Annotated in this window: 20 protein-coding genes, 1 tRNA gene and 1 pseudogene; 3 read left to right on the top strand and 19 right to left on the bottom strand. The window is 69.1% G+C overall.

Annotated features, from left to right (window positions below):
- Positions 1–765 precede the first annotated feature (765 nt).
- Positions 766–1482 (bottom strand): recombinase family protein, encoded by a 717-nt coding sequence (locus tag QZV94_RS05555; RefSeq protein ID WP_293676815.1) that lies wholly within the window; start codon positions 1480–1482, stop codon positions 766–768.
- A 461-nt stretch (positions 1483–1943) separates the two neighbouring features.
- Here QZV94_RS05555 and QZV94_RS05560 point away from each other — a divergent pair, with 461 nt between their 5' ends.
- Positions 1944–2624, top strand: coding sequence for a hypothetical protein (locus tag QZV94_RS05560; protein WP_293676816.1), 681 nt, complete (start codon positions 1944–1946; stop codon positions 2622–2624).
- Positions 2625–2693: 69 nt separating this feature from the next.
- Here QZV94_RS05560 and xerC read toward each other — a convergent pair whose 3' ends face one another.
- From xerC to QZV94_RS05645, 17 genes and pseudogenes are all read right to left on the bottom strand, one after another.
- Positions 2694–4046 (bottom strand): tyrosine-type recombinase/integrase, encoded by a 1353-nt coding sequence (xerC, locus tag QZV94_RS05565; protein ID WP_293676817.1) that lies wholly within the window; start codon positions 4044–4046, stop codon positions 2694–2696.
- A gap of 141 nt (positions 4047–4187) precedes the next feature.
- Positions 4188–4829, bottom strand: a complete 642-nt coding sequence (locus QZV94_RS05570; protein WP_293676818.1) for a glutathione S-transferase family protein — start codon at positions 4827–4829, stop codon at positions 4188–4190.
- Positions 4830–4908: 79 nt separating this feature from the next.
- Positions 4909–7566: a nitrate reductase gene (locus tag QZV94_RS05575; protein ID WP_293676819.1), complete on the bottom strand. Its 2658-nt coding sequence runs from the start codon at positions 7564–7566 to the stop codon at positions 4909–4911.
- Entirely contained in the window at positions 7563–7901 is a 339-nt protein-coding gene (gene nirD / locus QZV94_RS05580) for a nitrite reductase small subunit NirD (RefSeq protein ID WP_293676820.1), read from the bottom strand. Before nirD ends, QZV94_RS05575 begins: the two co-directional genes overlap by 4 nt.
- Positions 7898–10354, bottom strand: a complete 2457-nt coding sequence (gene nirB / locus QZV94_RS05585; protein WP_293676821.1) for a nitrite reductase large subunit NirB — start codon at positions 10352–10354, stop codon at positions 7898–7900. Before nirB ends, nirD begins: the two co-directional genes overlap by 4 nt.
- A 10-nt stretch (positions 10355–10364) precedes the next feature.
- Positions 10365–11585: a NarK/NasA family nitrate transporter gene (locus tag QZV94_RS05590; protein WP_293676822.1), complete on the bottom strand. Its 1221-nt coding sequence runs from the start codon at positions 11583–11585 to the stop codon at positions 10365–10367.
- A 224-nt stretch (positions 11586–11809) separates the two neighbouring features.
- Positions 11810–12613 carry an ABC transporter ATP-binding protein gene (locus QZV94_RS05595; RefSeq protein ID WP_293676823.1) on the bottom strand — a complete coding sequence of 268 codons (804 nt, stop codon included), beginning with the start codon at positions 12611–12613 and terminating at the stop codon, positions 11810–11812.
- 9 nt (positions 12614–12622) lie between these two features.
- A pseudogene (ntrB, locus tag QZV94_RS05600) lies at positions 12623–13375 on the bottom strand (nitrate ABC transporter permease); the annotation flags it as partial.
- Between the two features lie 159 nt (positions 13376–13534).
- Positions 13535–14809 (bottom strand): CmpA/NrtA family ABC transporter substrate-binding protein, encoded by a 1275-nt coding sequence (locus QZV94_RS05605; protein ID WP_293676824.1) that lies wholly within the window; start codon positions 14807–14809, stop codon positions 13535–13537.
- A 14-nt stretch (positions 14810–14823) separates the two neighbouring features.
- Positions 14824–16230: an alginate export family protein gene (locus QZV94_RS05610; RefSeq protein ID WP_293676825.1), complete on the bottom strand. Its 1407-nt coding sequence runs from the start codon at positions 16228–16230 to the stop codon at positions 14824–14826.
- Between the two features lie 233 nt (positions 16231–16463).
- Positions 16464–17570: an ABC transporter substrate-binding protein gene (locus tag QZV94_RS05615; protein ID WP_293676826.1), complete on the bottom strand. Its 1107-nt coding sequence runs from the start codon at positions 17568–17570 to the stop codon at positions 16464–16466.
- Entirely contained in the window at positions 17567–18148 is a 582-nt protein-coding gene (locus QZV94_RS05620) for an ANTAR domain-containing response regulator (RefSeq protein ID WP_293676827.1), read from the bottom strand. The genes QZV94_RS05615 and QZV94_RS05620 overlap by 4 nt, the downstream gene beginning before the upstream one ends.
- Before the next feature lie 84 nt (positions 18149–18232).
- Positions 18233–18784, bottom strand: a complete 552-nt coding sequence (locus tag QZV94_RS05625) for an NTP transferase domain-containing protein (RefSeq protein WP_293676828.1) — start codon at positions 18782–18784, stop codon at positions 18233–18235.
- A gap of 63 nt (positions 18785–18847) precedes the next feature.
- Positions 18848–19246: a hypothetical protein gene (locus QZV94_RS05630; protein WP_293676829.1), complete on the bottom strand. Its 399-nt coding sequence runs from the start codon at positions 19244–19246 to the stop codon at positions 18848–18850.
- A gap of 95 nt (positions 19247–19341) precedes the next feature.
- Positions 19342–20103 carry a Sir2 family NAD-dependent protein deacetylase gene (locus QZV94_RS05635; protein ID WP_293676830.1) on the bottom strand — a complete coding sequence of 254 codons (762 nt, stop codon included), beginning with the start codon at positions 20101–20103 and terminating at the stop codon, positions 19342–19344.
- A 197-nt stretch (positions 20104–20300) separates the two neighbouring features.
- A complete protein-coding gene (locus QZV94_RS05640; RefSeq protein ID WP_293676831.1) occupies positions 20301–20603 on the bottom strand; it encodes a DUF167 family protein in 303 nt (100 codons plus the stop codon).
- A complete protein-coding gene (locus QZV94_RS05645) occupies positions 20567–20872 on the bottom strand; it encodes a YggT family protein (protein ID WP_293676832.1) in 306 nt (101 codons plus the stop codon). Before QZV94_RS05645 ends, QZV94_RS05640 begins: the two co-directional genes overlap by 37 nt.
- 107 nt (positions 20873–20979) lie before the next feature.
- On the opposite strand from QZV94_RS05645, the gene QZV94_RS05650 reads away from it, so the two are divergent.
- Positions 20980–21055 (top strand) — tRNA-Ala (locus QZV94_RS05650).
- 158 nt (positions 21056–21213) lie between these two features.
- Here QZV94_RS05650 and QZV94_RS05655 read toward each other — a convergent pair.
- Positions 21214–21672 carry a glycine zipper 2TM domain-containing protein gene (locus tag QZV94_RS05655; RefSeq protein WP_293676833.1) on the bottom strand — a complete coding sequence of 153 codons (459 nt, stop codon included), beginning with the start codon at positions 21670–21672 and terminating at the stop codon, positions 21214–21216.
- A 187-nt stretch (positions 21673–21859) separates the two neighbouring features.
- Here QZV94_RS05655 and QZV94_RS05660 point away from each other — a divergent pair, with 187 nt between their 5' ends.
- Positions 21860–22636: a metallophosphoesterase family protein gene (locus tag QZV94_RS05660; protein ID WP_293676834.1), complete on the top strand. Its 777-nt coding sequence runs from the start codon at positions 21860–21862 to the stop codon at positions 22634–22636.
- Positions 22637–22648: the final 12 nt, after the last annotated feature.

Genomic DNA, 22648 nt, shown 5'->3' on the forward strand with positions numbered 1-22648 from the left:
GAGAGGGCGGGCGATGCGGTGGCGCGAGGGGGCCGGGGCTGGAGGGCTGCGGCCCTGGTCCACAGGGTGGAGCGTCGGGCGGGCTTCAGGTGACCGGCGAGGACCCGGCAGATTGGCTTGAGGTTGGCGATAGGTGAGCTTCAGGTTGTCCCTTAGGGTGACCTCTAGGTTTACCTTGAAGAGGAGGACTACGAAGTAGACCTTGAAGAGGTAGACCTATGGTTTCTTCTTAGGTCTTACCTTAGTACCCCCAAACCCCCGGACTCTCGGTACACCTCGGTCGTCTCCGCCTCCTCGCCCCACTGGAGGGGTGGTCTCACTTGGCCCAGCGGGCGACCTCAGGGGGGGTGGGGTCTCCAAGGCTGCAACCTAATTGGTCGGGGTCGTCTGGAGGGGCGCGGGCCGGGCTGCCATGCGGTGGCCTCAGGGGCGGCGGGTCTCCCAGGCTGCTGACTAATTGGTCGGGGTCGTCTGGAGGGCGGTCTGGACGCCTCCTTTCCTAGGGTGGGCTGTAATTGGTTGCGCCCGTGCGGACGGCGGCTTTAAGGCCCCGCGAGGGTGGCCTCTGGGGCCGCGTGGGTCCTAGGGTGGGCACTAATTAGCCATGCCCGCAGGTGACCTCCTCCCCGAGGGTGAGGGGTAATTGGTCGCTCCCGCATGCAGGCCTGGAAATCGGCCCGAAGCGGCACCTCAGGACCGACGAGCTACATGCCTGCCGCCCATGGCGGGTATACGACCTCCTTGGGTCGCCCAGGTCGGGGCTGCTCAGGGTGGTGGCCCTGCGCCCCGCTCCAGCACTCGCTTCACGGCGATGGCGGACCATGCCTTGCCCCTGGGCGGCTGGACGCGCATGTCGTCCAACCGCCGGGCCACGGCAGCCAGTGACAGCCCTTGGCCCCGGAGGTCAGCAGCGATGGGACGTACCCGCTCGGCAAAGGTGTCGGCCTTCAGGACGACTGCAGCGGCTCCCAGGTCGGGCCTGGAGACGCTGAGCCCCTGGGGGTTGCCCAGGCGCTTGATGGTTGCCCCCGAGCGCCGCGAGACGTGAACCTCACCAGACGCGAGGCGGGCCTTGATGGACCCGAGGGCGGCCTTGGTGCGTACCGAGATGGCCTCCCGCTCGCCCTGGGCGATCACGGCCATGATCCCAATGGTCAGGTCCGTGGCATCAGGCATGTCAGCCGCGACGAAGCTCGTCCCGCTGTCTTTGAGCGTCAGCAGGAAGGCGGCGTTGCGGGACAGCCTGTCCAGCTTGGCGATTAGGAGGCGAGCCCCGGTAAGGCGGCAACGTTCTATGGCCTGGGCGAGAGCTGGACGGTCGTTACGCTTCCCGCTCTCGATCTCTTCAAAGGCGGCCACGAGGTCACCTCCGGTCGCCCGCAGGTAGTCCGCGACGGCGCGCCGCTGCGCCTCCAGCCCCAGGCCGGAAGCGCCCTGGCCCTGCGTCGACACGCGATAGTAAGCGATGAAGCGATGAGACATAACAAACCCTGAAACGAGCGATAGGAGGTTTGTTACGTTGTAGGTGGTCATGACGTCAAGGGGCCCCGAGGGACGGGACTGCCATGCTTGAAGGACGGGCCTGCCACGGCCTCACTGCGACTGGGTAAGCGGACGGAGCTCGGGCTCTTGCCCGGGGCTGCATCCAGCGCGCTACCAGTCGGACGGCACGGGGTGCAGGCGGGCCCGGAGGTCGCCGTATTCGCGTTCTGCTGCCGTGGGGGGCACGGGGGGAAAGGGATCAGTTGCCTCGACGGGAGTCGCCTCGAAAGGGTAACCCCAAAACCATCTCAGTCGGGGCACGGTCGGTCTCTGTCCCCCGCACGCGCTACGTGGCGTGGTGGACAGATCGCGTTCCTGGCTTACGGTGCCGCACCGCCTGCTGAGATTGTGGATGGGGGAAGATGTCTAGCTCAGTTGGTCGCGTTCTTGGGCTGCTGCGCATGCTCGACGTGCAGAAGGGATGGGGTGCCTACACGCACATGGAGCAGTTGATTGGCTCAGGAGCCACGCCTGCTCAGATTGCCAAGCTCATAGCTTGGGTTTTGGACGCCGCCGATGCTGCAGATAGTGAAGTCCGCAACCTCGACGTGGACGGGGAGATGAAGGACGGCATCCTTCATGTGACCGGAAAATTACGGGAAGCGTTCACGCCGTCGAACATCGGCAACAACATGGTGAATTTTTTTCCGGCGCTACCCCAGACGCTCGGGAGCTTGAAGTCCTTTCTGAAACTCACGGGTCTTGACCGGCCCGGGCAGCCTGAATTGTCAAATGACCTCCTTGCCGAGATCGAACAGGTGTTGGGAAGCAAGGCATTCGCGGACCTCGACCCGCAGATGGCACAGCTCGCGCGCCGTCACCTTCGCTTACTAACGATCACGCTCAACCACCTCGATGCGTTCGGAGTGGACGGCGCGATGATTGCGTACGCCGAGCTCATAGTGAAGCTCCAGGCAGCGATGCGGGACGCTCCTGCTGCTCAACAGAAAAAGGGCAAGGGCTTCATGGATGTGGTCGGGGGGTGGGCGGCGAAACTGAGGGTGCTCAACGAGGCCTACGAAACTGGAACCAAGCTCATCGAAAACGCGTCGGATGTCGTTGACCTGCTTGGGGTCGGCTGAACGAGCGCCCTGCGCCGCTCGCGCCAGCAGTCGCGCGGACGTTCGCCACCTTGCCGAGCGGCTGCGGTCTCAGTCTGGGCGTGGTAGTCTGACGGACTCCACAACGGCCACCAGCTGCTCGTCCAGGGAGCCGCCGAAGTAGGTCCCGATGGTCATGCTCTGCTTGCCCGTCGCGTGCCCGACGATCTGCGAGACGACCCATTCGGGGTGCCCTGAGTGCCGCACGGCCTCGGTGACGAACCAGCGCCGGAAAGAGTGGAAGTCCACGCGGCTGCGCCCGTCCTCGCGGACGTCGACCACGCCGACGCTGCGGCGGTACGCGGTGTATCGCTCGCCCATCTTCTCATGTCGCCCGCGGCCCTTGCCCGCGGACTTCGGCAGGTCGTGGAACAGGTAGTCGTCAGGCCTCTTGCCCGCGCTCCGGCGCTTCACGAGGTCGGTGAGGTCGGAGTGGATGGGCAGCCGCCGCTTGGCCGCTTCCGTCTTGCCCTTCGGGATGGTCAACCAGCCGCCCACCCTGTCACGTACACGCAGGGCCCCGATCTCGCTCTCACGCGCCCCGGTCAACGCGCCGACGCGGATGAAGTCGGCCATGGGCTGCTCCGCCGTGCCTCTCAGCAGCGCGACCATCTCGTCCATGGTGTACTCCCGGACGTCGGCCCGCCCAGCCTGGCGGGGCATCTTGTGCCCCGACCAGACGTTCTCTGGGGCGTCGCGTCGGGTGACCAGCCAATCCCAGTAACTCGACAGCGCCGACCGCTTGGACTTGGCGGTCGTCACGGACCGCTCGGTCTTCACAAGGTGGGCGATGAAGTCTGAGGCGGTGCGCCGGTCCACGGCGCGGAGGTTGTTCCCCGCAGGACGGCCCCGCAGGAACTCGCCAAGCTGCCGGACGGCCAGCTTGATGCGCGACACGTAGCGGAGACTCACGGGGCTTGCGCCGATGAAGTCGTCCACGAGGTACTCCACCGGAATGCGGGTGCCGTTCACGAGCCCGGCAAACTCCAGCGCCTCAGCTTCGCGCTTCGGATCGTAGGCGGGCTCGACTTCGCCAAGTTCGTCGGTCACCTCCCCCAGCACGGGCCCAAGACGCCGCTCTATCTCGCGGTCGTAGGCGACGTCCGCGTCGGTCGTGCCGGTGGCCCTGAGGGCCTGCCAGTACGCCACGTTCTCCTTGAGGGTCTTCGGGCGCACCTTCTCGATGCCCGCGCGGACCCTGCCGGCCTCGATGTCGAACCGCTTCAGCGCCTCGGCCTTGCTCTTGGTCCTCAGCGAGCGGACGACCTGTTTTGGGATCTGCCCCGGCCCTGGGGAGAAGTTCCGGCGGACGTAGTACATGCCCGTCCGACCGTCCTTCACGAGACCGGGCGGATCGCCGGCAGCTTTGATCCAGCGGGGTCCCGTGTAACCATCCGTGGGCATTTCCTGTGTGACCATTTCTGACCTAAACTACCTAAGTCATTATGGTTTCACAGCAAAGATGGCAAGAAGTGTCGAGTCACCTAGGCGGCACCATCCCCACACCGGCAGCGACGGACTCTCCGACGCAGCGATGCGTCGCCATCAGGTCAGCATCAGCGCCATCCCCGGATCGCCCTTGGCCATGGCCCGCTGGTAGGCGGGACGCGCGGCGATGCGTTGCAGGTAGGCCAGGATGTTGGGCGAGCCGGAGATGTCGCGCGGCACGAAGGCGCGCATGGTGGTGAGCGAGAAGCCGATCATGATGTCGGCGGCGGTGAGCTCGGGACCGGCCAGGTAAGGAACCTCGCCGAGGCGCTTCTCGATCAGGGCCCAGGCGGCTTCGCCGCGTCCGCCCACCCAGGCGGCGCGCGGATCATCCTCGGTGACACCCAGAGCCCGGGAGATCATCACGGTGAACTGCGAGGGCATGAACCCGCCGTTGATGAAGTGGAACCAGAACAGATAGTCGGCGTAGTTGGGCGCGCCGGGGGGCACCGCCAAGCGGCCACCGCCGTAGGTGTGGATGATATATTCGACGATCGCCGCCGACTCCGGCAGCACCACATCGCCGTCGGTGATGATCGGCGCGGTGCCCAGCGGGTGCAGGGCCTTGTAGTCATCCGGCGCGAGGCGATTGTCGGCGCGCCGATCGTAGACCTTCAGGTCGTAGGCGATACCCAGCTCCTCGCAGAGCCAGACGATGCGCTCGGACTGGGAGACGCCGAGGTGGTGGACGGTCAGCATGATGAGGTCCCGGTTGATGGCGGCGGGATGATGCACACGGCTCGACCGGCCGCTAGGCGCCGCAGCGGAAGCTGCGCCGCTATGCGGCCCGCGGCGAGGCGGTGGAGAACGTGTCGGCGATGAGGCGGGCGAGCTCGGGGCGGCACGAGCCGCAGGCGCTGCCCGCGGTGGTCGCCTCGCCCACGGCCTCGACGGTCACCGCCCCCGCGGTGATGGCGGCCCTGATGCCGGCGGCGCGGACGCCTCGGCAGGCGCAGACCAGCGGACTGGAGTCCAGCGGCCGGCCCGGTGCGCGGCCGATCAGGATGGCCGCGCGGTCGGCGGCGCTGAGCGGCCCTTGCGCGAACAGTTCGGCCAGCCAATCGCGGGGCGGCAGCTGCGGGCCGGTGGTCAGGAACAGGACCCGGTCCAGCCGGTCGCCGTCGAACCAGGCCTCGCGGACCGCCGATGTCGCCGGGTCCTCGTAGCGCGCCACGTCGCGCCCGGCGCCGCGGGCCAGGGCGCGGCTGACGGCGGCGCGCTCGGCCGCGTCGCCGCGGCCGGCGAACTCGTGCAACTGGCACGCCGTCTGGGGAATGCGCCGCCAGACCAGGTCCAGGCCTGGCGGGGCCCGGGCCGGCGCGCGGGCCAGGAAGAAGCCGCGCCAGGTCTCGCGATAGGGCCGCACGCGCGCGGGGGTGTGCTTGAACTCCGGCTGGCCGGAGCGGGCGTCGACCTTCGCCGCGACCAGCGGGTTCGCGCGCCCGGACGGCGCAAAGGCGTCCGTCCAGTGCATCGGCATGAAGAGCGCGCCGGGGCGTTGCCGATCACTCAGCCGGGCGAGCGCCACGGCCTCGCCCTGGCGGGTGGTGACGCGGGTGAGGCGGCCCTCGGTGATGCCCAGCGGTTCGGCGTCGGCGGGGTGGATCTCCACATAGGGCTCGGGCGTATGGCGGCAGAGCTCCGGGGCCAGCGCCGTGCGGGTCATGGTGTGCCAGTGGTCGCGGACCCGGCCGGTGTTGAGCGCCAGCGGATAGGCGGCATCGGTGGCCTCGGCGGGCCCCCGCGCAGCGACCGGCTGCAGCCGGGCCCGGCCATCGGGGGTCTGAAACACGCCATCGGTGAACAGCCGGGGCGTGCCGCCGCCCGCAGGCGTGATCGGCCACTGGGTCGGCTGCAGGGCCTCATAGGTCTCTGGCGAAATGCCGGCCATCGGGCCGAGGTTGAGGAAGCGGTCGGTGTTCTCGTAGGCCGAAAGGCGGGCCCACTCGCGGAACACCTGGACCGGCGCGCGCCAGCCGAAGGCCGAGCCATGGCCCATGGCCGTCGCCACGTCGGCGATGATCCGCCAGTCGGCGCGGGCCTCGCCGGGCGGTTGGAACAACTGCCGCTGGCGGGTGATGCGGCGTTCCGAGTTGGTGACTGTGCCATCCTTCTCGCCCCAGGCCAGGGCCGGGAGCTTCACGTGAGCGAAGCCGAGCGTGTCGGTCTCGGCCACGCAGTCGGAGACCACGACAAACGGGCACGCGGCCAGCGCGGCGCGGACACGGCTCGCGTCCGGCAGGCTGACCACCGGGTTGGTGGCCATGATCCAGATCGCCTTGATCCGGCCGGCGGCGACGGCGTCGAACATGTCCACGGCCTTCAAGCCCGGGCCGGCGGCCAGGCGGTCGGTCCCCCAGAAGCGGGCGACGCGGGCGCGGGCCGGCTCGTCGAAATCCATGTGCGCGGCCAGCGTCGTGGCCATGCCGCCGGTCTCGCGGCCGCCCATGGCGTTGGGCTGGCCGGTGATCGAGAACGGACAGGCCCCGGGCTTGCCGATGCGGCCGGTGGCCAGGTGCGCGTTGAGGATCGCCGAGCCCTTGGCGACCCCCTGAGCCGACTGGTTGGCGCCCATGGAGAACAGGCTGACCGTCTTCGGCGTGGCGGCGAACAGGTCGTAGAAGGCCGTCAGCTCGGCGAGCGGGACCCCGCAGTCGGCGGCGACTGCGGCGGGCGACTGGTCCGCCTGCGCCAGCTCTGCGGTGACCGCCTCGTAGCCGGAGACGTGGGCGTCGATGTAGGCCCGGTCGATGGCGCCGCGACGGACGAGGTCGGCCAGCAGGCCGTTCCACAGCCGCACATCGGTTTGTGGCGCGATGGCCAGGTGCAGGTCGCAACCCTGCGCCGTGTCGGTGCGGCGCGGGTCGATGACCACGTGGCGCTGGCCGCGGGCCCGCGCGCTCTCCATGCGGCGGAACAGCACCGGGTGGGTCCAGGCGGCGTTGTGGCCGGAGAAGACAACCAGGTCTGCGAGGTCCAGGTCCTCGTAGCAGCCGGGCACAAGGTCGGCGCCGAACGCCAGCTTGTGGGCCACCACCGCCGAGGCCATGCAGAGCCGCGAATTGGTGTCGATGTTGCCGGAGCCGATGAAGCCCTTCATCAGCTTGTTGGCGGCGTAGTAGTCCTCGGTCAGCAACTGGCCGGAGACGTAGAACGCCACAGCGTCCGGCCCATGGCGGGCTATGGTCTCGGCGAACCGCCGGGCGACCAGACCCGTGGCTTCCGGCCAGGTGACGCGCCGGTCTCCGATCGTCGGGTGCAGCAGGCGGCCCTCCAGGCTGACCGTCTTGCCCAGCGCCGCGCCCTTGGAGCAGAGGCGGCCGAAGTTGGCCGGGTGGACCGCGTCGCCCTCGACCTCGAGGCTGCGCCCCTCAGCCCGACCAGCCACGCCGCAGCCGACCCCGCAGTAGGGACAGGCGGTTCGGACCTGTGTCACGGCTGGCCGAGATAGATCCGGCCGTCGCGGATCTGCAGCGGAACGGTGGGTGCGCAGCCCTTGCCGGCGTCGGCCCCCAGCGGGTGGCCGGTGGCGAGCGATATCGACCAGTTGTGCAGCGGGCAGGCCACCGCATGGCCGTGGACGATGCCGTTGCTCAAGGGGCCGCCCTTGTGCGGGCAGCGGTCAACGAGGGCGAAGACCTGACCGTCGCCGGTGCGGAAGATAGCCACATCGCCGGTGGGCGTGGGGACGCGGCGGGCGCCGCGCACCGGGACGTCCGTCACCGCGCCGACGTCGGTCCAGGCAATGGGATCGAGCACGAGGGCGTTCATGCGGGGGCCATCTCCATCCGGCGGCTGAGCGGGTTGAACTCGTGGGAATCGCGACCGGCGACCCGCTCGGCCCAGGGGTCGATGCGGTAGAAGCGCTGCGAGTAGGCGAACCGGTCGTAGAGCGCCTTGCGGTCGGCCGGGTCGGCGACCTGGGCGCGGATCCATTCGATGCCCAGGCGATCCATCCACTTGTAGATCCGCTCCAGGTACCAGGCGGTCTCGCGGTAGCTCTGGGCCACGGCGCAGATCGTCCAGATGGCTTCCTCCTCGGTGGCCACCTTGGTGAGGATCTCGGTGCCGCGGATGTGCAGGCCGGCCGCGCCGCCCACGTGGATCTCGTAGCCAGAGTCGACGCAGATCACCCCGATGTCCTTGCACGTGGCCTCGGAGCAGTTGCGAGGGCAGCCGGAAATTCCCAGCTTCACCTTGGCCGGGGTCCACGACCCCCACATGAACTTCTCCAGCCGCACGCCCAGGCCCGTGGAATCCTGGGTCCCGAAGCGGCACCAGTCGGTGCCGACGCAGGTCTTCACCGTGCGCAACGCCTTGCCGTAGGCGTGGCCGGAGACCATGCCCGCCGCGTTGAGGTCGGACCAGACGGCGGGCAGATCGTCCTTCTTCACGCCCAGGAGGTCTATGCGCTGGCCACCGGTGCACTTCACCGTGGGGATGGCGAACTTGTCGACTACGTCGGCGATGGCCCGCAGCTCGGCGGCCGAGGTCACCCCGCCCCACATGCGCGGCACGACGGAATAGGTGCCGTCCTTCTGGATGTTGGCGTGGACCCGTTCGTTGATGAAACGGCTCTGACGGTCGTCGCGATAGCCCTCGGGCCAGGCGCAGAGCAGGTAGTAGTTCAGCGCCGGGCGGCACGTCGAACACCCGTCGGGCGTGGCCCACTCCAGGGCCTGCATCGCCGCCGGGATCGAGCGCAGGTCTTCGGCGACGATGCGGCGGCGCACCTCGTCGTGGCCGTGGCCCGTGCAGCCGCAGACCGGCTTAGGCCCGCTCTGGGCCTGGAAGGCGTCGCCCAGCGACAGCTTCAGCAGCTTCTCGACCAGCGGCGTGCAGGTCCCGCAGGACGCCGAGGCCTTGGTGACCGCGCGCACCGTCTCCAGGGTGGTGAGGCCCTGGCCGGTGATCGCGTTGACGATCTCGCCCTTGCAGACGCCGTTGCAGCCGCAGACCTCGGCCGTATCGGCCATGGCGGCAACGGCGGCGCTAGGGTCCAGGCCTCGAAGGCCCTCCGTGGCGGCCTGGCCGAACACCAGGGTCTCGCGGATGTCGCCGACCGGCTGGCCGGAGCGCATCAGGTCGAAGTACCAGGCCCCATCGGCCGCGTCGCCGAATAGCACCGCGCCGGCCACCTTGCCGTCCTCCAGCACGATCCGCTTGTAGACCCCGCGCCCGGCGTCGCGGAACACGATGTCCTCGCAGCCCTCGCCGCCCAGATGCTTGCCCGCCGAGAACACGTCGACCCCGGAGACCTTCAGGCGGGTGGAGAGCGCCGAGCCCTCGTAGGCGCCGGTCCCGGCGGTGAGCGCCTCGCCCAGGGTGCGGCACATGTCCCAGATGGGCGCCACCAGGCCGTAACACTGGCCGCGATGCTCCACGCACTCGCCGATGGCGAAGACCGCCGGGTCGGAGGTGCGCAGGCCGTCATCGACCACCACCCCGCGGTTCACCTCCAGCCCGGCCGCCTTCGCGAGGCCTGCGCTGGGCCGGATGCCGACGGCCATCACCAGAAGGTCGCAAGGCAGCACCCGGCCGTCCTTCAGGCGCAGGCCGGTGACCTTGCCGTCCTTGCCCTCGATCGCCTCCGACTGCGCCTCCAGCACGGTCTCGACGCCCTTCTGGGCGAGCGCCTCGGTGAGCAGGAAGCTGGCGGAGGCGTCGAGCTGGCGCTCCATCAGCACGTCCATGAGGTGGACGACCGTCGCCTTCATGCCGCGCTTCGAGAGACCATAGGCCGCCTCGATGCCGAGAAGCCCGCCACCGATGACCACCGCGCGGCTGTCGGGATTTGCCGACGCGGTGATCATGGCCCCCACGTCATCTAGATCGCGGAAGGTGACGACGCCCGACAGATCCGACCCTGGAAGCGGCAGGCGAATAGGCTCCGACCCGGTGGCCAGGATGAGCTTATCGTATGGCCAAGCTTGCTGGCCGGCGACCTGAATCACCCGTTGCGTGAGGTCGATCCCCTCCACGGTGCACCCGGTGTGCAAGGTGATACGGTTCTGCGCGTACCAGGCCTCGTCGTTGATCACGATGTCTTCGAAGGCCTTCTCTCCGGCCAGAACCGGGGAGAGCATGATCCGGTCGTAGTTCACCCGGGGCTCGGCTCCGAAGATGGTGATCTCGTAGCGATCGGGGTCGCGCTTCAGCACCTCTTGCACCGCACGGCAGCCGGCCATGCCGTTGCCGATGACGACGAGTTTTTCCCTGGTCATACGCTTACTCCTAGAGACGCAGGCCGCCGGCGGCGCCGGCCAGCTCAGGCCAGGTCTTGCGCCAGCGGGTCTTGACGCCGGTGAGGCCGACGAGGGCGAAGAGCGCCAATGCGGCGAAGGCCAGCAGGCCGGTCTGGTAGGAGCCCGTGAGCTGCTTGGCCCAGCCGAGGCTGGAGGCCAGGTAGAAGCCTCCTACGCCACCGGTCATGCCGACCAGGCCGGTGACGACACCGATTTCCTTGCCGAAGCGCTGGGGAGCGAGCTGGAAGACCGCTCCGTTTCCTGCGCCCAGGGACATCATCACGAAGAGGAAGCAGGCGAGCGCCACCCAGGGGCTGGGCTGCTGGAAGCTGGCGAGCACCAGGCCGAGGGCCGCCAGGACGTAGACCACCGAGAGGGTGCGCACGCCGCCGAGGCGGTCGGCCATATAGCCGCCGACCGGGCGGAGGAACGAGCCCGCAAAGACGCAGGCCGCGGTGAAGAAGCCGGCGGTGACTGCGCTGAGACCATATTCGGCGTTGAAGTAGATGGTGAGTGACGACGAGAGGCCGACAAAGCCGCCGAACGTGACGCTGTAGAGCGCCATCAGCCACCAGGCGTCGGGGATCTTCAGGACGTCGAGGTACTCGGCGAACCTCTTGGGCGGCGGCCGGTTCGGGGCGTCCTTGGCGAAGAGCAGATAGACGACCAGGGCCACAGTCAGCGGCGCCGCGGCCAGGCCGATGACGTTCTGCCAGCCGAACACCTGCGCCAGGCCCGGCGCGAACAGGGCGGCAAGCGCCGTGCCCGAGTTGCCGGCGCCGGCGATGCCGAGCGCGAGGCCCTGGTGTTCCGGCGGATACCAGCGCGAGGCCAGCGGCAGGGCCACGGCGAAGGACGCACCGGCCACGCCCAGGACGATGCCCAGCACCAGCACCTGATTGTAGCTGTGGACGCCCAGCACCCAGGCCGTTGCAAGCCCCGCCAGCACGATCAGCTGGCCGATGACGCCGGTTTTCTTGGGCCCTATATGGTCCACAGCCACGCCGGCCACCAGCCGTAGGAGGGCGCCGGCGAGGACCGGCACGGCCACCATGAAGCCCTTCTGCGCCGGCGTCAGACCGAAGTCCTTGGCGATGGCCACGCCTAGCGGGCCCAGCAGCACCCAGGTCATGAAGGAGAGGTCGAAGTAGAGGAACGCCGAAAGCAGTGTGGGGGTGTGGCCCGACTTGAGGAAACTCTTGGAAATCATGACGGGAAGGGCCCGGGATGTGGAACGGGGGGGTTCGCCGGGTTGCTGGAAGGCTCAACCTTGAGCCGGTCCGTAGCCGCGAACGCCGTTGTCCTGGGCCTGACAAAACCCGTAGCCCGCGGTCTCACCGCGTCGCACGGCGAATCGACCCGCCCGGCGGCCGGGCCGTGCTGCAGTGCAAAATATGGGCGCCTGGTGCGAAGCGGTTGCCCGGAAAACAGGCTTCAGGCAGCGGGACGGAAGCTGGCGTGGCGAGCGTAGAGGAACTCGATCACCGAGTGGCGCGCCGACACGTAGGCCTCCGTGGCATCCACCTCGATCCGGCGCCGTGGCCGGGGCAGGTCGACGGTGACGATGTCGCCGACGCTCGCCGCCGGCCCGTTGGTCATCATCACGATGCGGTCGGAGAGAAGCACGGCCTCGTCCACGTCGTGGGTGATCATCATCACGGTGTTCTTCAGCTTGCCGTGGATCTCCATGACGCTGTCCTGAAGGTTGGCGCGCGTGAGCGCGTCGAGGGCCCCGAACGGCTCGTCGAGCAGCAGCACCTTGGGCTCCATGGCCAGCGCCCGGGCTAGACCCACGCGCTGCTTCATGCCGCCTGAGATCTCGGCCGGTTTCTTGTCCTTGGCGTGGGTCATCTGGACGAGCGCCAGGTTCTCCAGCGTCCAGTCGTGTCGATCGGCGCGGGACCTGGAGCGCCCGAACACCTTGTCCACCGCCAGGCGCACGTTCTCGTAGACGCTGAGCCAGGGCAGCAACGAGTGGTTCTGAAACACCACGGCGCGGTCGGGGCCCGGCGCCTCGACGGCCTGATTGTCGAGGATCACTGCGCCCATGGAGACGGGCAGCAGGCCCGCCACCACGTTCAGCAGGGTGGATTTACCGCAGCCGGAATGGCCGATGATCGAGATGAATTCGCCCCGGCCGACGGCGAGGTCGACCCCCCTCAGCACCTCGCTCGCCTTCGCGCCGGGGCTGAAGGTGACGCCGAGGTTCTCGATGGAGAGATAGGCTCTGCTGGGCATGAGGGGCTCCTATTCCGCGGCCGCGCCACGGGAGACGATACGGCCCACGAGCGCGACCAGCCGGTCGAGCGCAAAGCCCACCAGGCCGACCCAGACCAGGGCCACGACGATGTCGGAGATGCGGGACGAGTTGTACTGGTCCCAGATGAAGAAGCCGACGCCCACCCCGCCCAGCAGCATCTCTGAGGCCACGATCGCCAGCCAGCTCATGCCGACGCCGATCCTCAGCCCGGTGAAGATGTAGGGCGTGGCGGCCGGCAGGAGGATGGTGACGAAATACTCCGGCGGCGACAGCCGCAGCACCCGGCCGACGTTGACATAGTCCTGCGGGATGTTCCGCACGCCGACCGCGGTGTTGATGATGATCGGCCAGATCGCGGTGATGAAGATCACGAACAATGCCGAGGGGTTGGCCTCGTGCAGGGCGGCCAGGGAGATCGGCAGCCAGGCCAACGGCGGCACGGTGCGCAGGACCTGGAAGATCGGGTCCAGCGCGCGGTGGGCGAAGCGGCTGGAGCCGACCAGCACGCCGAGCGCCACGCCGACCACCGCCGAGAAGCTGAAACCTATGGCCACCCGCTGCAGGCTGGTGAGCGCATGCCAGAACAGGCCCTTGTCCACCCCGCCGCGGTCGAAGAACGGATCCAGGATCAGGTCACGGGAATCCTGCCAGATGGTGGTGGGCGCGGGCAGGCCCGTCCCGTCGCTGGAGAGCACCTGCCAGACGGCCAGCACCGCGGCCAGCGCGATGACGGGCGGCAGGACCACGCCCGCGACCCCGCGCGCCCGCGCCGCGACGGCGGCGAGTCCAGGGCGGCGAACCGGTAGCGCAAGCACGGCCGCCGGCGCGGGGGCGGGGGTGACTAAGGGCGGCGGGTCTTGATCGTGCGACCAGGCGGGCAGGCTCATGGACGCGTCTCCTTAGGCAAGCTTCTTGATGGGCTGGCTGGCGAGGTAGGCGTTCGGGTTGGCGGGGTCGAAGACCTTGCCGTCGAAGAACCGCTCGACGCCGCGGCTGTCGGAGGCCGGAGCCGCCACGCCGAGCGACTTGGCGGCCGCGCGCCAGATGTCGGCGCGGTTCACGCGGTTCACCAGCGCCATCTTGTTGGTGGCCTGGGGCAGCACGCCCCACCGGACGTTCTCGGTGACGAACCAGAGATCATGCGACTTGAAGGGGAAGGACGCGTTGTCGGCCCAGAACTTCATGATGTGCGGCGAGCCCTTCAGCATCCGCCCATCACCGAAGTTCACCGTGCCCTGGAGCCGCGGCAGGATGTCGCCCATGGGCACGTTGATGTACTGGCGCCCGGACACCACCGAGCACATCGCCGGGCGGTTGGCCTGCTTGTCGCACCACATCTGAGCTTCCATGACCGCCATGGTCAGGGCCAGGGCGGCGCGAGGGTATCGGGCGACCCAATCGGCCCGGACCCCCAGCGCCTTCTCCGGGTGGTTCATCCAGATCTCGGAGGTGAGACAGGCGGTGTATCCGACCTTCTGGTTGATCAGCTGGGCATTCCACGGCTCTCCGACGCAGAAGGCGTCCTGGGTGCCGGCCTTCATGTTGGCCACCATCTGCGGCGGCGGGATCACGATGGTGGAGACGTCCGTATCCGGGTTGATGCCGCCCGCCGCCAGCCAGTAGCGTAGCCACAGGTCGTGGGTCCCGCCCCGGAAGGTCATGGCCACCTTGGCGGCGTTTCCGGCAGCCTTGAGCTGGGCGAACTTGGCCTTGGCCCCGGCGCTGTTCAGCCCGACCTTCACAGCCTTCAGGTCGTTGCCGACACTGATGGCCTGGCCGTTGGTGTTGAGCCGGGCCAGGATGTTCATCGGCACGGCCTTGCCGATATTTACGCCAGCCGTGAACTGGTACGGCATCGGCGTCAGGATGTGGGCGCCATCGATGCCGCCGCCCGCCGAACCCAGCACGAGGTTGTCCCGCGTGCCGCCCCAAGACGCCTGCTTCAGCACCTCGACGTCGGGCATGCCGTACTTGGCGAAGAAGCCGCGCTCCTTGGCGATGATCAGCGGCGAGGCGTCGGTAAGGGCGATGAAACCCAGCCGCGCCTTGGAGACTTCCGGGCCTGGGCCGGCCGCGAACGCGCCGGACGGCAGCAGGGACTTGGCGGCGGCCAGCGTGGCTGCCGCACCGACGAGCGCCTGGCGGCGGTTCGGGGTGAAGGTCTTGGCGGTCATGGACGTGCCTTCCGTCAAAGCTTGTATTCGAGGGTGAACCAGACCTTGGTCCGGCTGGGCGGCGGCGCGGCGGAGCCGGCGGGCACACGGGTGTTGCGTTCGAAGTCCGCGTACTTGATCGCCGCGCTGAGCTTGGGATTGAGGGCGGCCTGGACCTGGGCGTTCCACTCGCGGCCGAGGCCGGCGCCGGTCCGCTGGTTGTTGAAGTCGTGGTAGCGGACCAGGACATCGATGTTGAACAGGTAGGCCCACCGGAAGCGTGGCCGGACGTTCAGGGTGAAGTTCAGATCCTCGATCCCGTCGACGAAGCCCTTGTTGCCGCCCGCCGGTTGGACGAACGCGTCGGACCATCCCTGGAAGGCGTGGGTCGTAGCCAGGGGTGTCGTGAACCCGCGAACGCCGTTGCCCTCGAGGGACTCGAAGGCGATCCTGGCGGTCCATATGTCGAAGGTCCCGGCGACGTCGCCGCCCCAGTAGTCGAGGCTGTAGCCAGGCGTGTTGCCGTTGTAGTCGCGCTGGTTGGCCCAGGTGGCGCTGTAGGCGACCTGGAACAGACCCAGCCAGGTCTTGCCGGAGGCCTTGACGCCCTTGGTCAGCGAGGAATTGGCGGCGGCGTTGCTGAAGTCGAGGGCGTAGACGAACGGCTGGACGCGCAGTTGCTCCGCGGGCGACCAGGTCAGCTGCGCCAGGTGGCTGTCGGAGTCCCAGTCCCGCTGCTCGCCCAGGACGCGGTTCACGTGGTGGACGTATGCGTAGAACAGCTTGAAGCGGCCGTGAGCCAGATCCAGCCGGAGCGCGTCGAAGGTCTGCTCGTCCTGGCGCCAGCCGACGTTGCCGATGAAGCGCTGGTCGTCGAGAACGATCCGCTGGCGGCCCACTACGCCCTGGAACGCGGCGTTCGGGGTCCAGCTGAGCTGCAGGCGATTCAGCTCGGTGACGTCCGGGTCATTGATGATCGGATAGCGAGCCTTCGCCGCGCCGTTCAGGGGCGGCGTGGTCGCGCCCGGGACCTGCACCTGGAAGTGCTCCGGGCCGGCCTGGCGGACGTCCTCGAATTCCACCAGCCCCTTGAACCCGTTCCAGTCGCCGGTTTCCCAGCCCAGCCGGGTGCGGATGGTGAAGGACTCGCCGTTGCGGGTGAGGACGGCCGTTCGTTTCTGGTCGACCGACTCGTAGCGGCCGCGCACCTCCAGCAGGAGCTTGCCGCCCATGATCGCGTCGCTGATGGTCGTGGCTGCCCCTACCGGCTCCGGCGCGGGCGCTTCGTGGGGCGCTGGGACCGGGCCGACCGCGGCCTCCATATCCAGGCCATCCTCGGTCGGCGCGGTGACCGATGGTGTGTCCGGCGGCGCCTGAGCATACGCTGTCCCGGCCCAGACGATGGCGGCTCCCGCCGCCAGCGCTCCCCTCAATCGGCTCATGGCTCTATCCCCCAGCCAAAAAAAAGCGCCCGCCGGGGCTGAAGCCCCGTGCGGACGCCGGTGTCCTGGTGTTGCGCGGAACGTCGTTGCCCCGCGTGTCGACCTCAGGACCTCATGCCTGGCGCTGCACCGCAACACCACGGGGTCGTGGGAAGGACGAAAACGTCGCTTAGACGCCAGCCTGCCTAGGCTCTGCGCAATCCGTCATGTTGCGGCGCACAAGAAGCGGGCGTTCAGGCGGGGCGGAGCCGGCTGAGCGCGCCGTGCACGGCGTGCGCCTGCGCCTCGGCAAGACGGAAGGGCCCCAGTGGACTGAAGCCGACGAGGCCGTCCAACGGGACGATCGCAGGTCGGCCGAGATCGACGGCGGCGGCGGCATGGAGGTCGGGGCGGTAGACCTGGCCGGCTACGCGGCCGATGTCGACGTCGGCGGGGATGTGCCGCCAGCGCATCATCTGGCTGAGCAGCCACGCGGCGTGCACCGGCTGCGGCGCGCTGGCGCCGTCGGCGTCGAAGACGATGTCGCCCAGAGACGCTTCGATCACGGCGGCGTCGGCGCCGACGTAGTGCGGTCGGGCCAGGATGGCCGCCAACTCGGCGCGGTTCTCCTGCGCGTCCGCCCAGGCCGCGGCCCGCAGCAGCGCGCGCAACACCGCCCGCAAGCGCGGCGGGTCCGCCTCCGCCCAGGCTTCAGTGACCGCGAAGACCTTGTCCGGCGTGCGCGGCCACAACTCGCTGCCCCGCGCGGCGATCATCCCGGCCCCCGCGACCACCGCAGCGGTGTCCCAGGGCTCGGTAACGCAGAAGCCCTCGACCACGCCGCCGACCAGTAGCTCGGTCATCCGAGAGGGCGGCGCGACCGTGAGGCGCACGTCGTTGTCGGGATCCACCCCCGCCCGCGCGAGCCAGTCGCGAAGCAGGTAGGCGTGGACCGACAGGGGAAAGACCACCGCCAGGGTGAGCGGGCTCGCCCCTTCCTCCCGGCGGCGCGCGATCAGGCGGGCGAGGCCGTCGGCGTGCGGCCCCTCGCCCACCGCGGCCGCGAGGTGCGACGAAAGCGTGATCGCCGGCCCGTTGATGTTGAGGGCCAGGGGCGCGACCAGCGGGATCGGCCGGCCATCCGGAGCCCCGAGCGACGCGGCCAGCGCCAGCGGCGCCAGCAGGTGGGCGCCGTCCAGGGCGCCCACCGCGAGCTTGTCGCGCATGGTGGCCCAGGAGACCTCGCGGACCAGGTCGACGGCCAGGCCCTCCTGGCCGAAATAGCCCAACGCATCGGCCACGATCAGGGCCGCCGCGTCGTTGAGGGCAATGAAGCCCAGGCGCAGGCGCTCGCCGCTCATCCGTCGCTTCTCCCCTTGAGAACACCGGCGAACGCCAGCAGGTCGGCCGCCACCGCGCCGAGCGGCCGCCCAGTATCCATCGAGAGCTTACGCAGCAGGCGGTAGGCCGCGTCCTCCTCCAGGCCCCGCTCCTTCATCAGTAGCGCCTTGGCCCGCTCGACCGTCTTGCGCGACGCGAGGTCCGCCTTGGCTTTGTCGAGGTCGAGGCGCAGCTGGTTCATCAGCTGGAAGCGGCTCATGGCCACTTCCAGCACCGAGCGGACGCGGGCTTTCGAGAAGCCGTCGACCACATAGGCCGACACGCCGGCGTGCACCGCCTCCTCCGCCAGGCCCGCCTCCGAGCGGTCGACGAACATCACCACGGGTCGCGGATTGGCCACGGTGGCCTCGCGCAGGCTCTCGATGGTGTCCCGATCCGGGCTGTTGGAAGCGACCACGATGACGTCCGGCTCGAACTTCGCCGCCTCGCGCTGGTCGAAGACGCGCACGTGGCGCACCTCGAGCGGCTCCACGCCGGCCAGCCCTTCGGCGACGAGGGCGGCGCGGGCCGGGTCCGGATCGACGACGAGAACGCGCATGGCGTTGACTAGGCGGGGCGGGTGCGTACGGGCAGGGCGGTCGCGCCGGCGGGGGCCGGGCATTGCGCTACGCCCGGGGTTTAATCAGCCGGCGCCGCCTTCTTGGGCGTTTTGCAGGGCGGCCAGCAGCGCCGCTCGCTCGTCCGGCGTATTGGCGCCGCGCAGGCGGGCCGCGGCGCCGAACGGAACGGGCAGGCGGGCGAGGCCTGCCAGCCCCACCAGCCGATTCAACGACATGCCGCGCTCTGCGCCCGACGGGAGGGCCGCCAGATCCAGCACCAGCGGCACGTGCAGGCCCTCATAGGCTGCGCCGGGCGCGGGGGCGGCCAGCAAGGGCGCCAGGTCCGCGGCGGACAAGGTCGGCGCATCGACGGCGAGGACGAGGGCGCGTGTGCATCCCCGAGCGCTCAGCGCCGCGGCGCCCGCCAGCACGCCGCCGGCGGGACCCTGTCGCTCGTCGACCACAAAGGGCAGGCCGTAGTCATCCGGTCCGACGCTGAGCGTCCATTGCGCTGCGCAGGCCGTGGCCACCGCGGCGACGCGGTCGATGGCGCGGACGCCGGCCCAATCGAGCCGCGCCTTGTCCGCGCCCATGCGGGTGGCGGCCCCGCCGCTCAGGATCATGGCGCCCAGCATCGCCCCGCGTTCTACGACGCGTCCTCGCGCGGCGGCCAGCCTCTCTGCGGGCCGACCGGGGTCCTAGACCGGCGCGCAGGTGTTCATGTTGACCGGCATCGCCTCGGCGCGGCTCCACTGGCCGCCGGCCTTGGAGAACAACGCGAACGCCGAGCCTGGCTGCCCACCCCCGCTGCGCCCGTTGAAGCTCATGGCGGCGACCACCTGAGCCGTCACGCCCTTGGCTGCTTCCTCCGGAGTGATCTCCTGCATGGCCTTGCACGTGACCTCGAAGCTGTCGCAGCCGTGGCCGTCGACCTTGGCCTTACAGGCCACGTGGTTCGCCTCCAGGTCGTTGCGCCAGGCGAGGATCTGCGGATCGAGACCGGCGTGGGGATCGCTCGGGTCGGACGTGGTCCCGCCCTGACTGCAGGCGGCGAGGAGGAGGCCGCAGAGGCCGGCGGCCGCGAGAGGTCTGATCACTTAGGGCTCCGCAGGAATGGCGCGGAGCGCTTAGCCCAAAGAACAAGGCTTGGGTGTGACCAAAGTGCGGGCGGCGCGAAATTCCTCCGGCCGTCCTAGTTGGCGGGCGCCACTGCGGTCATCACGGGGCCGATCTCGTCGTGCAGCACCAGGTCGGCATAGCCGTCGAGTTCGGTCTCCTCGCGGTTGACGATCGCCAGGACCGCCCCGTTGCGCTTGGCCATCACCGGAAAGCCGGCGGCGGGATAGACCACCAGCGAGGAGCCCAGAACGAGGAACAGGTCGCAGGCCATTGTCTCGGCCTGCGCGCGGGCCATCGGCTCCAGCGGCATGGCCTGGCCGAAGGAAATCGTCGCGGTCTTGACGATGCCCCCGCAGTCGCGGCACGCCGGCAGATCGCCGGTCGCCTGCCAGAGCGACTTCAGGTCGTTCAGGTCGTGGCGCAGCGTGCAATCCAAACAGGTCGCGTAGCTGGCGTTGCCGTGAAGCTCGATCACCTGGTGCGCCGGGACGCCGGAGGCCTGGTGCAGGTTGTCGACATTCTGGGTGATCACGGCGCTGGCCTTGCCGCGGGCGATCAGGCGGGCGACGCCCATGTGACCGGCGTTGGGCTCGCGGCCCACCCAGCCGGCCCGGCCGCCAAAGGCGCGCTCCCAGGCCTCGCGCCGCCGCGCCTCGTTGCCCACGAAGTCCTGGAAGTAGATCGGCTTCATCTTGCTCCACACGCCGCCGGGGCTGCGGAAGTCGGGAATGCCGCTTTCGGTGGAGATGCCCGCGCCCGTGAACACCACGATCCGGCGCGCGTTGGCGATGGCGTGGGTCAGGTCGTGGCGAGTGGCGTCGAGGCGTCTGGACATATCGCCATCAGCTTAAACGCGCGGCGGGGATCGGCGGAAGATGCAAGGCAAGGAAGTTGGGGATCGGCCCGGCCTTGGTCGGGGATGCCAGGGGTGTGGGCCGGGCCGATCGGATCGCCCGTTTCCGACAGGCAAGTCGTTGGGCGATCGCGCGTCAAACGTGCAATTGGCCTCAGAGTTCCGCGTAACGCGATTCTTCAACCGGAACCGAAGGCGCGCGCCAGGTCGGCGGGGCCGACGCCATCCAGCTCCAGCCGCTTCACCCGCGCCGTTGCGCCGCTGGCGATGCGAACCGCGGACCGGGGAATCCTCAGGGCCCTGGCGACCAGGGCCACGACAGCGGAGTTGGCGGACCCGTCGGCGGCCGCGGTGGCGACTCGGAGTTTCAGGAGCGGCCGGCCCTGCGCGTCGGCGGTCCAGCCCTCGATGGCGTCGCGCCCGCCGCGGGGCGTGACACGCACGGTCAGCCGATGAGCGGGAGGAGCGGGCTGAACAGCCATGGAACGAGGTAGGTCCGCGCCGCCGACAGCACCAGGATGGCTATGATCGGACTGATGTCGACGCCGCCCAGGGACGGGATGAAGCGCCGGAATGGGGCCAGCACCGGGTTGGTCACGGCCTCGAGGGTGCGCACCACGTTGTAGACGAACTGGTTGCGCAGGTTGATCACGTTGAAGGCGACCAGCCACGACATGACCGCGCTGATGATGATCGCCCAGATCAGCAGGAACAGGATGCCCTGGATGATCACGAGGAAGAAGCTGCCCATGGCTCGCTTCTACCCGGCTTTGCGATGGTGGCAAGGCGGCGTGCGAGCCAGCGGCGCCGAGGCGGCTTGACAGGTCCCTCCCTGATCGCCTTATTCCGCGCCTTCCTGGGGCCGTAGCTCAGATGGTAGAGCGCCTCGTTCGCAATGAGGAGGTCAGGGGTTCGATTCCCCTCGGCTCCACCAGGAACCTGCCAGCGTGTCGGCGCGGCTAGAAGTTGCTTGGCGCGCACGGCTTCCGAAGGCGGGCGCTACCGACCCTCGAGAACGCGTGCGAATGCGCGCTCAGCTCAATCCACTGGACAGACTAGGGGTGGCGAAGGACCGGTTGACCCGCGCGCGCATCAGCGGCAGCGCACCTGCCCCCGGTCGATTTCCTGGCCAATTACAGCACCCAGCCCGGCGCCGATAACGGTTCCCAGCAGTTCAGAGCCGCCGGGAGCAATGATGTTGCCGAGGACGCCGCCGGCGATCGCGCCGACCACAAGTCCCGTCGTGCCATCAGGGCGGCGGCAATAGTAGCGCCCATCCGAGCCGCGGTAGATGCGGTCGTTTGGGGTGAGGGCACGCTCTCGGTAGCGCGGGCTCTCGCGATAATAGCGGCTGGCGTCGTACTGCCCCGAGGCTCCGGGCCGATCATGGTCGTAACGGTCCCAGCGCGAGCCGGACCCGAATCCGTCCATCGTCTCGCATCCGCTGAGCGCCAGGGCCACGGCGGCAATCATCAACCTGCGCATCGTCCGTTCTCCCAAGATTGAACGCAGATTGCAGATAAACGGCGCGTTGACCTTGATCGGGGTCAATCCGTCGAGCTTCCCTGCCGGAGGTAGAAATGTACGAGCGCGGGCTGGGGGAGGTCGGTCACCCCATCGGGCGATTGCCGGCCGAGTGGACGGAGGAACTCCGCATTTTCAGCGCGATATCGAGAAGGGATCCGCCTCCCGTCGGCTCCACCAGGAACCTTCCGCTCCGCACCGGAGGTCGCCCTGCGTGAGGACGACGCCCACCACAGGCGGTCGGCTTGTGTACGCCGTCGGCGATATCCACGGGCATGCCGATGTCCTGCGGCCGCTCATCCGCCAGCTGAAGGACGATCTTGCGCGCAGCCGGCCGCGCGAACGGCCGCTGCTGGCCTTCCTGGGCGACTATGTGGACCGCGGGCCCGACAGCTGCGGCGTCGTAGAGACGATCCTGGCGCTGGAGGCGGACGGGCCGTTCGAGGTGGCGTGCCTGAAGGGCAACCATGAAGACGCGCTGGAGCGCGTGTTGCGCGACGCCGACTTCGGACCGCACTGGATCGCCAACTGGGGCGCAGCGACACTCCAGTCGTACGGCGTCGCGGTCCCACGCCATGGCCGGGAGGCGCAGGAGACCGCCCGCGTGCAGGCCGAGCTGACCGCCGCACTGCCTGCGCGCCACAGGGACTTGCTCGGCCGCTGCGCGATGTCGCTGAGCGTCGGCGACTATCTCTTCGTCCATGCGGGCGTCCGGCCGGGTGTGCCTCTGGACCGCCAGGCGGAGCGCGACCTGATGTGGATCCGCCACGACTTCCTGGAGTCGGACGCGGACTTCGGCAAGGTGGTGGTCCACGGCCACACACCATGCCGACGGCCGGAGCTGCGCGCCAACCGCATCGGCATCGACACCGGCGTCTACTATTCAGGCGTGCTGACCGCGGTCCGCCTGGAAGGGACTGACCAGCGGATCATCCAGGCGACGGCCGACACGCCGCCGATCGGCTTTCGCCCATCGGCCGAACCCTTGTAGGAGGGGTCCGCG

It is taken from the genome of uncultured Phenylobacterium sp. (assembly GCF_902826855.1).
GTDB lineage: Bacteria > Pseudomonadota > Alphaproteobacteria > Caulobacterales > Caulobacteraceae > Phenylobacterium.

Excerpts from the sequence above, each read along its gene's own strand:
- QZV94_RS05645 (WP_293676832.1), bottom strand. The coding sequence starts at position 20,872 with ATGGGCAGCTTCTTCCTCGTGATCATCCAGGGCATCCTGTTCCTGCTG.
- QZV94_RS05605 (WP_293676824.1), bottom strand. The coding sequence starts at position 14,809 with ATGACCGCCAAGACCTTCACCCCGAACCGCCGCCAGGCGCTCGTCGGT.
- QZV94_RS05560 (WP_293676816.1), top strand. The coding sequence starts at position 1,944 with ATGCTCGACGTGCAGAAGGGATGGGGTGCCTACACGCACATGGAGCAG.
- QZV94_RS05595 (WP_293676823.1), bottom strand. The coding sequence starts at position 12,613 with ATGCCCAGCAGAGCCTATCTCTCCATCGAGAACCTCGGCGTCACCTTC.
- QZV94_RS05570 (WP_293676818.1), bottom strand. The coding sequence starts at position 4,829 with ATGCTGACCGTCCACCACCTCGGCGTCTCCCAGTCCGAGCGCATCGTC.
- QZV94_RS05615 (WP_293676826.1), bottom strand. The coding sequence starts at position 17,570 with ATGAGCGGCGAGCGCCTGCGCCTGGGCTTCATTGCCCTCAACGACGCG.
- QZV94_RS05625 (WP_293676828.1), bottom strand. The coding sequence starts at position 18,784 with ATGCTGGGCGCCATGATCCTGAGCGGCGGGGCCGCCACCCGCATGGGC.
- QZV94_RS05635 (WP_293676830.1), bottom strand. The coding sequence starts at position 20,103 with ATGTCCAGACGCCTCGACGCCACTCGCCACGACCTGACCCACGCCATC.
- QZV94_RS05590 (WP_293676822.1), bottom strand. The coding sequence starts at position 11,585 with ATGATTTCCAAGAGTTTCCTCAAGTCGGGCCACACCCCCACACTGCTT.
- QZV94_RS05620 (WP_293676827.1), bottom strand. The coding sequence starts at position 18,148 with ATGCGCGTTCTCGTCGTCGATCCGGACCCGGCCCGCGCCGCCCTCGTC.
- QZV94_RS05555 (WP_293676815.1), bottom strand. The coding sequence starts at position 1,482 with ATGTCTCATCGCTTCATCGCTTACTATCGCGTGTCGACGCAGGGCCAG.
- xerC (WP_293676817.1), bottom strand. The coding sequence starts at position 4,046 with ATGCCCACGGATGGTTACACGGGACCCCGCTGGATCAAAGCTGCCGGC.
- nirD (WP_293676820.1), bottom strand. The coding sequence starts at position 7,901 with ATGAACGCCCTCGTGCTCGATCCCATTGCCTGGACCGACGTCGGCGCG.
- nirB (WP_293676821.1), bottom strand. The coding sequence starts at position 10,354 with ATGACCAGGGAAAAACTCGTCGTCATCGGCAACGGCATGGCCGGCTGC.
- QZV94_RS05640 (WP_293676831.1), bottom strand. The coding sequence starts at position 20,603 with ATGGCTGTTCAGCCCGCTCCTCCCGCTCATCGGCTGACCGTGCGTGTC.
- QZV94_RS05610 (WP_293676825.1), bottom strand. The coding sequence starts at position 16,230 with ATGAGCCGATTGAGGGGAGCGCTGGCGGCGGGAGCCGCCATCGTCTGG.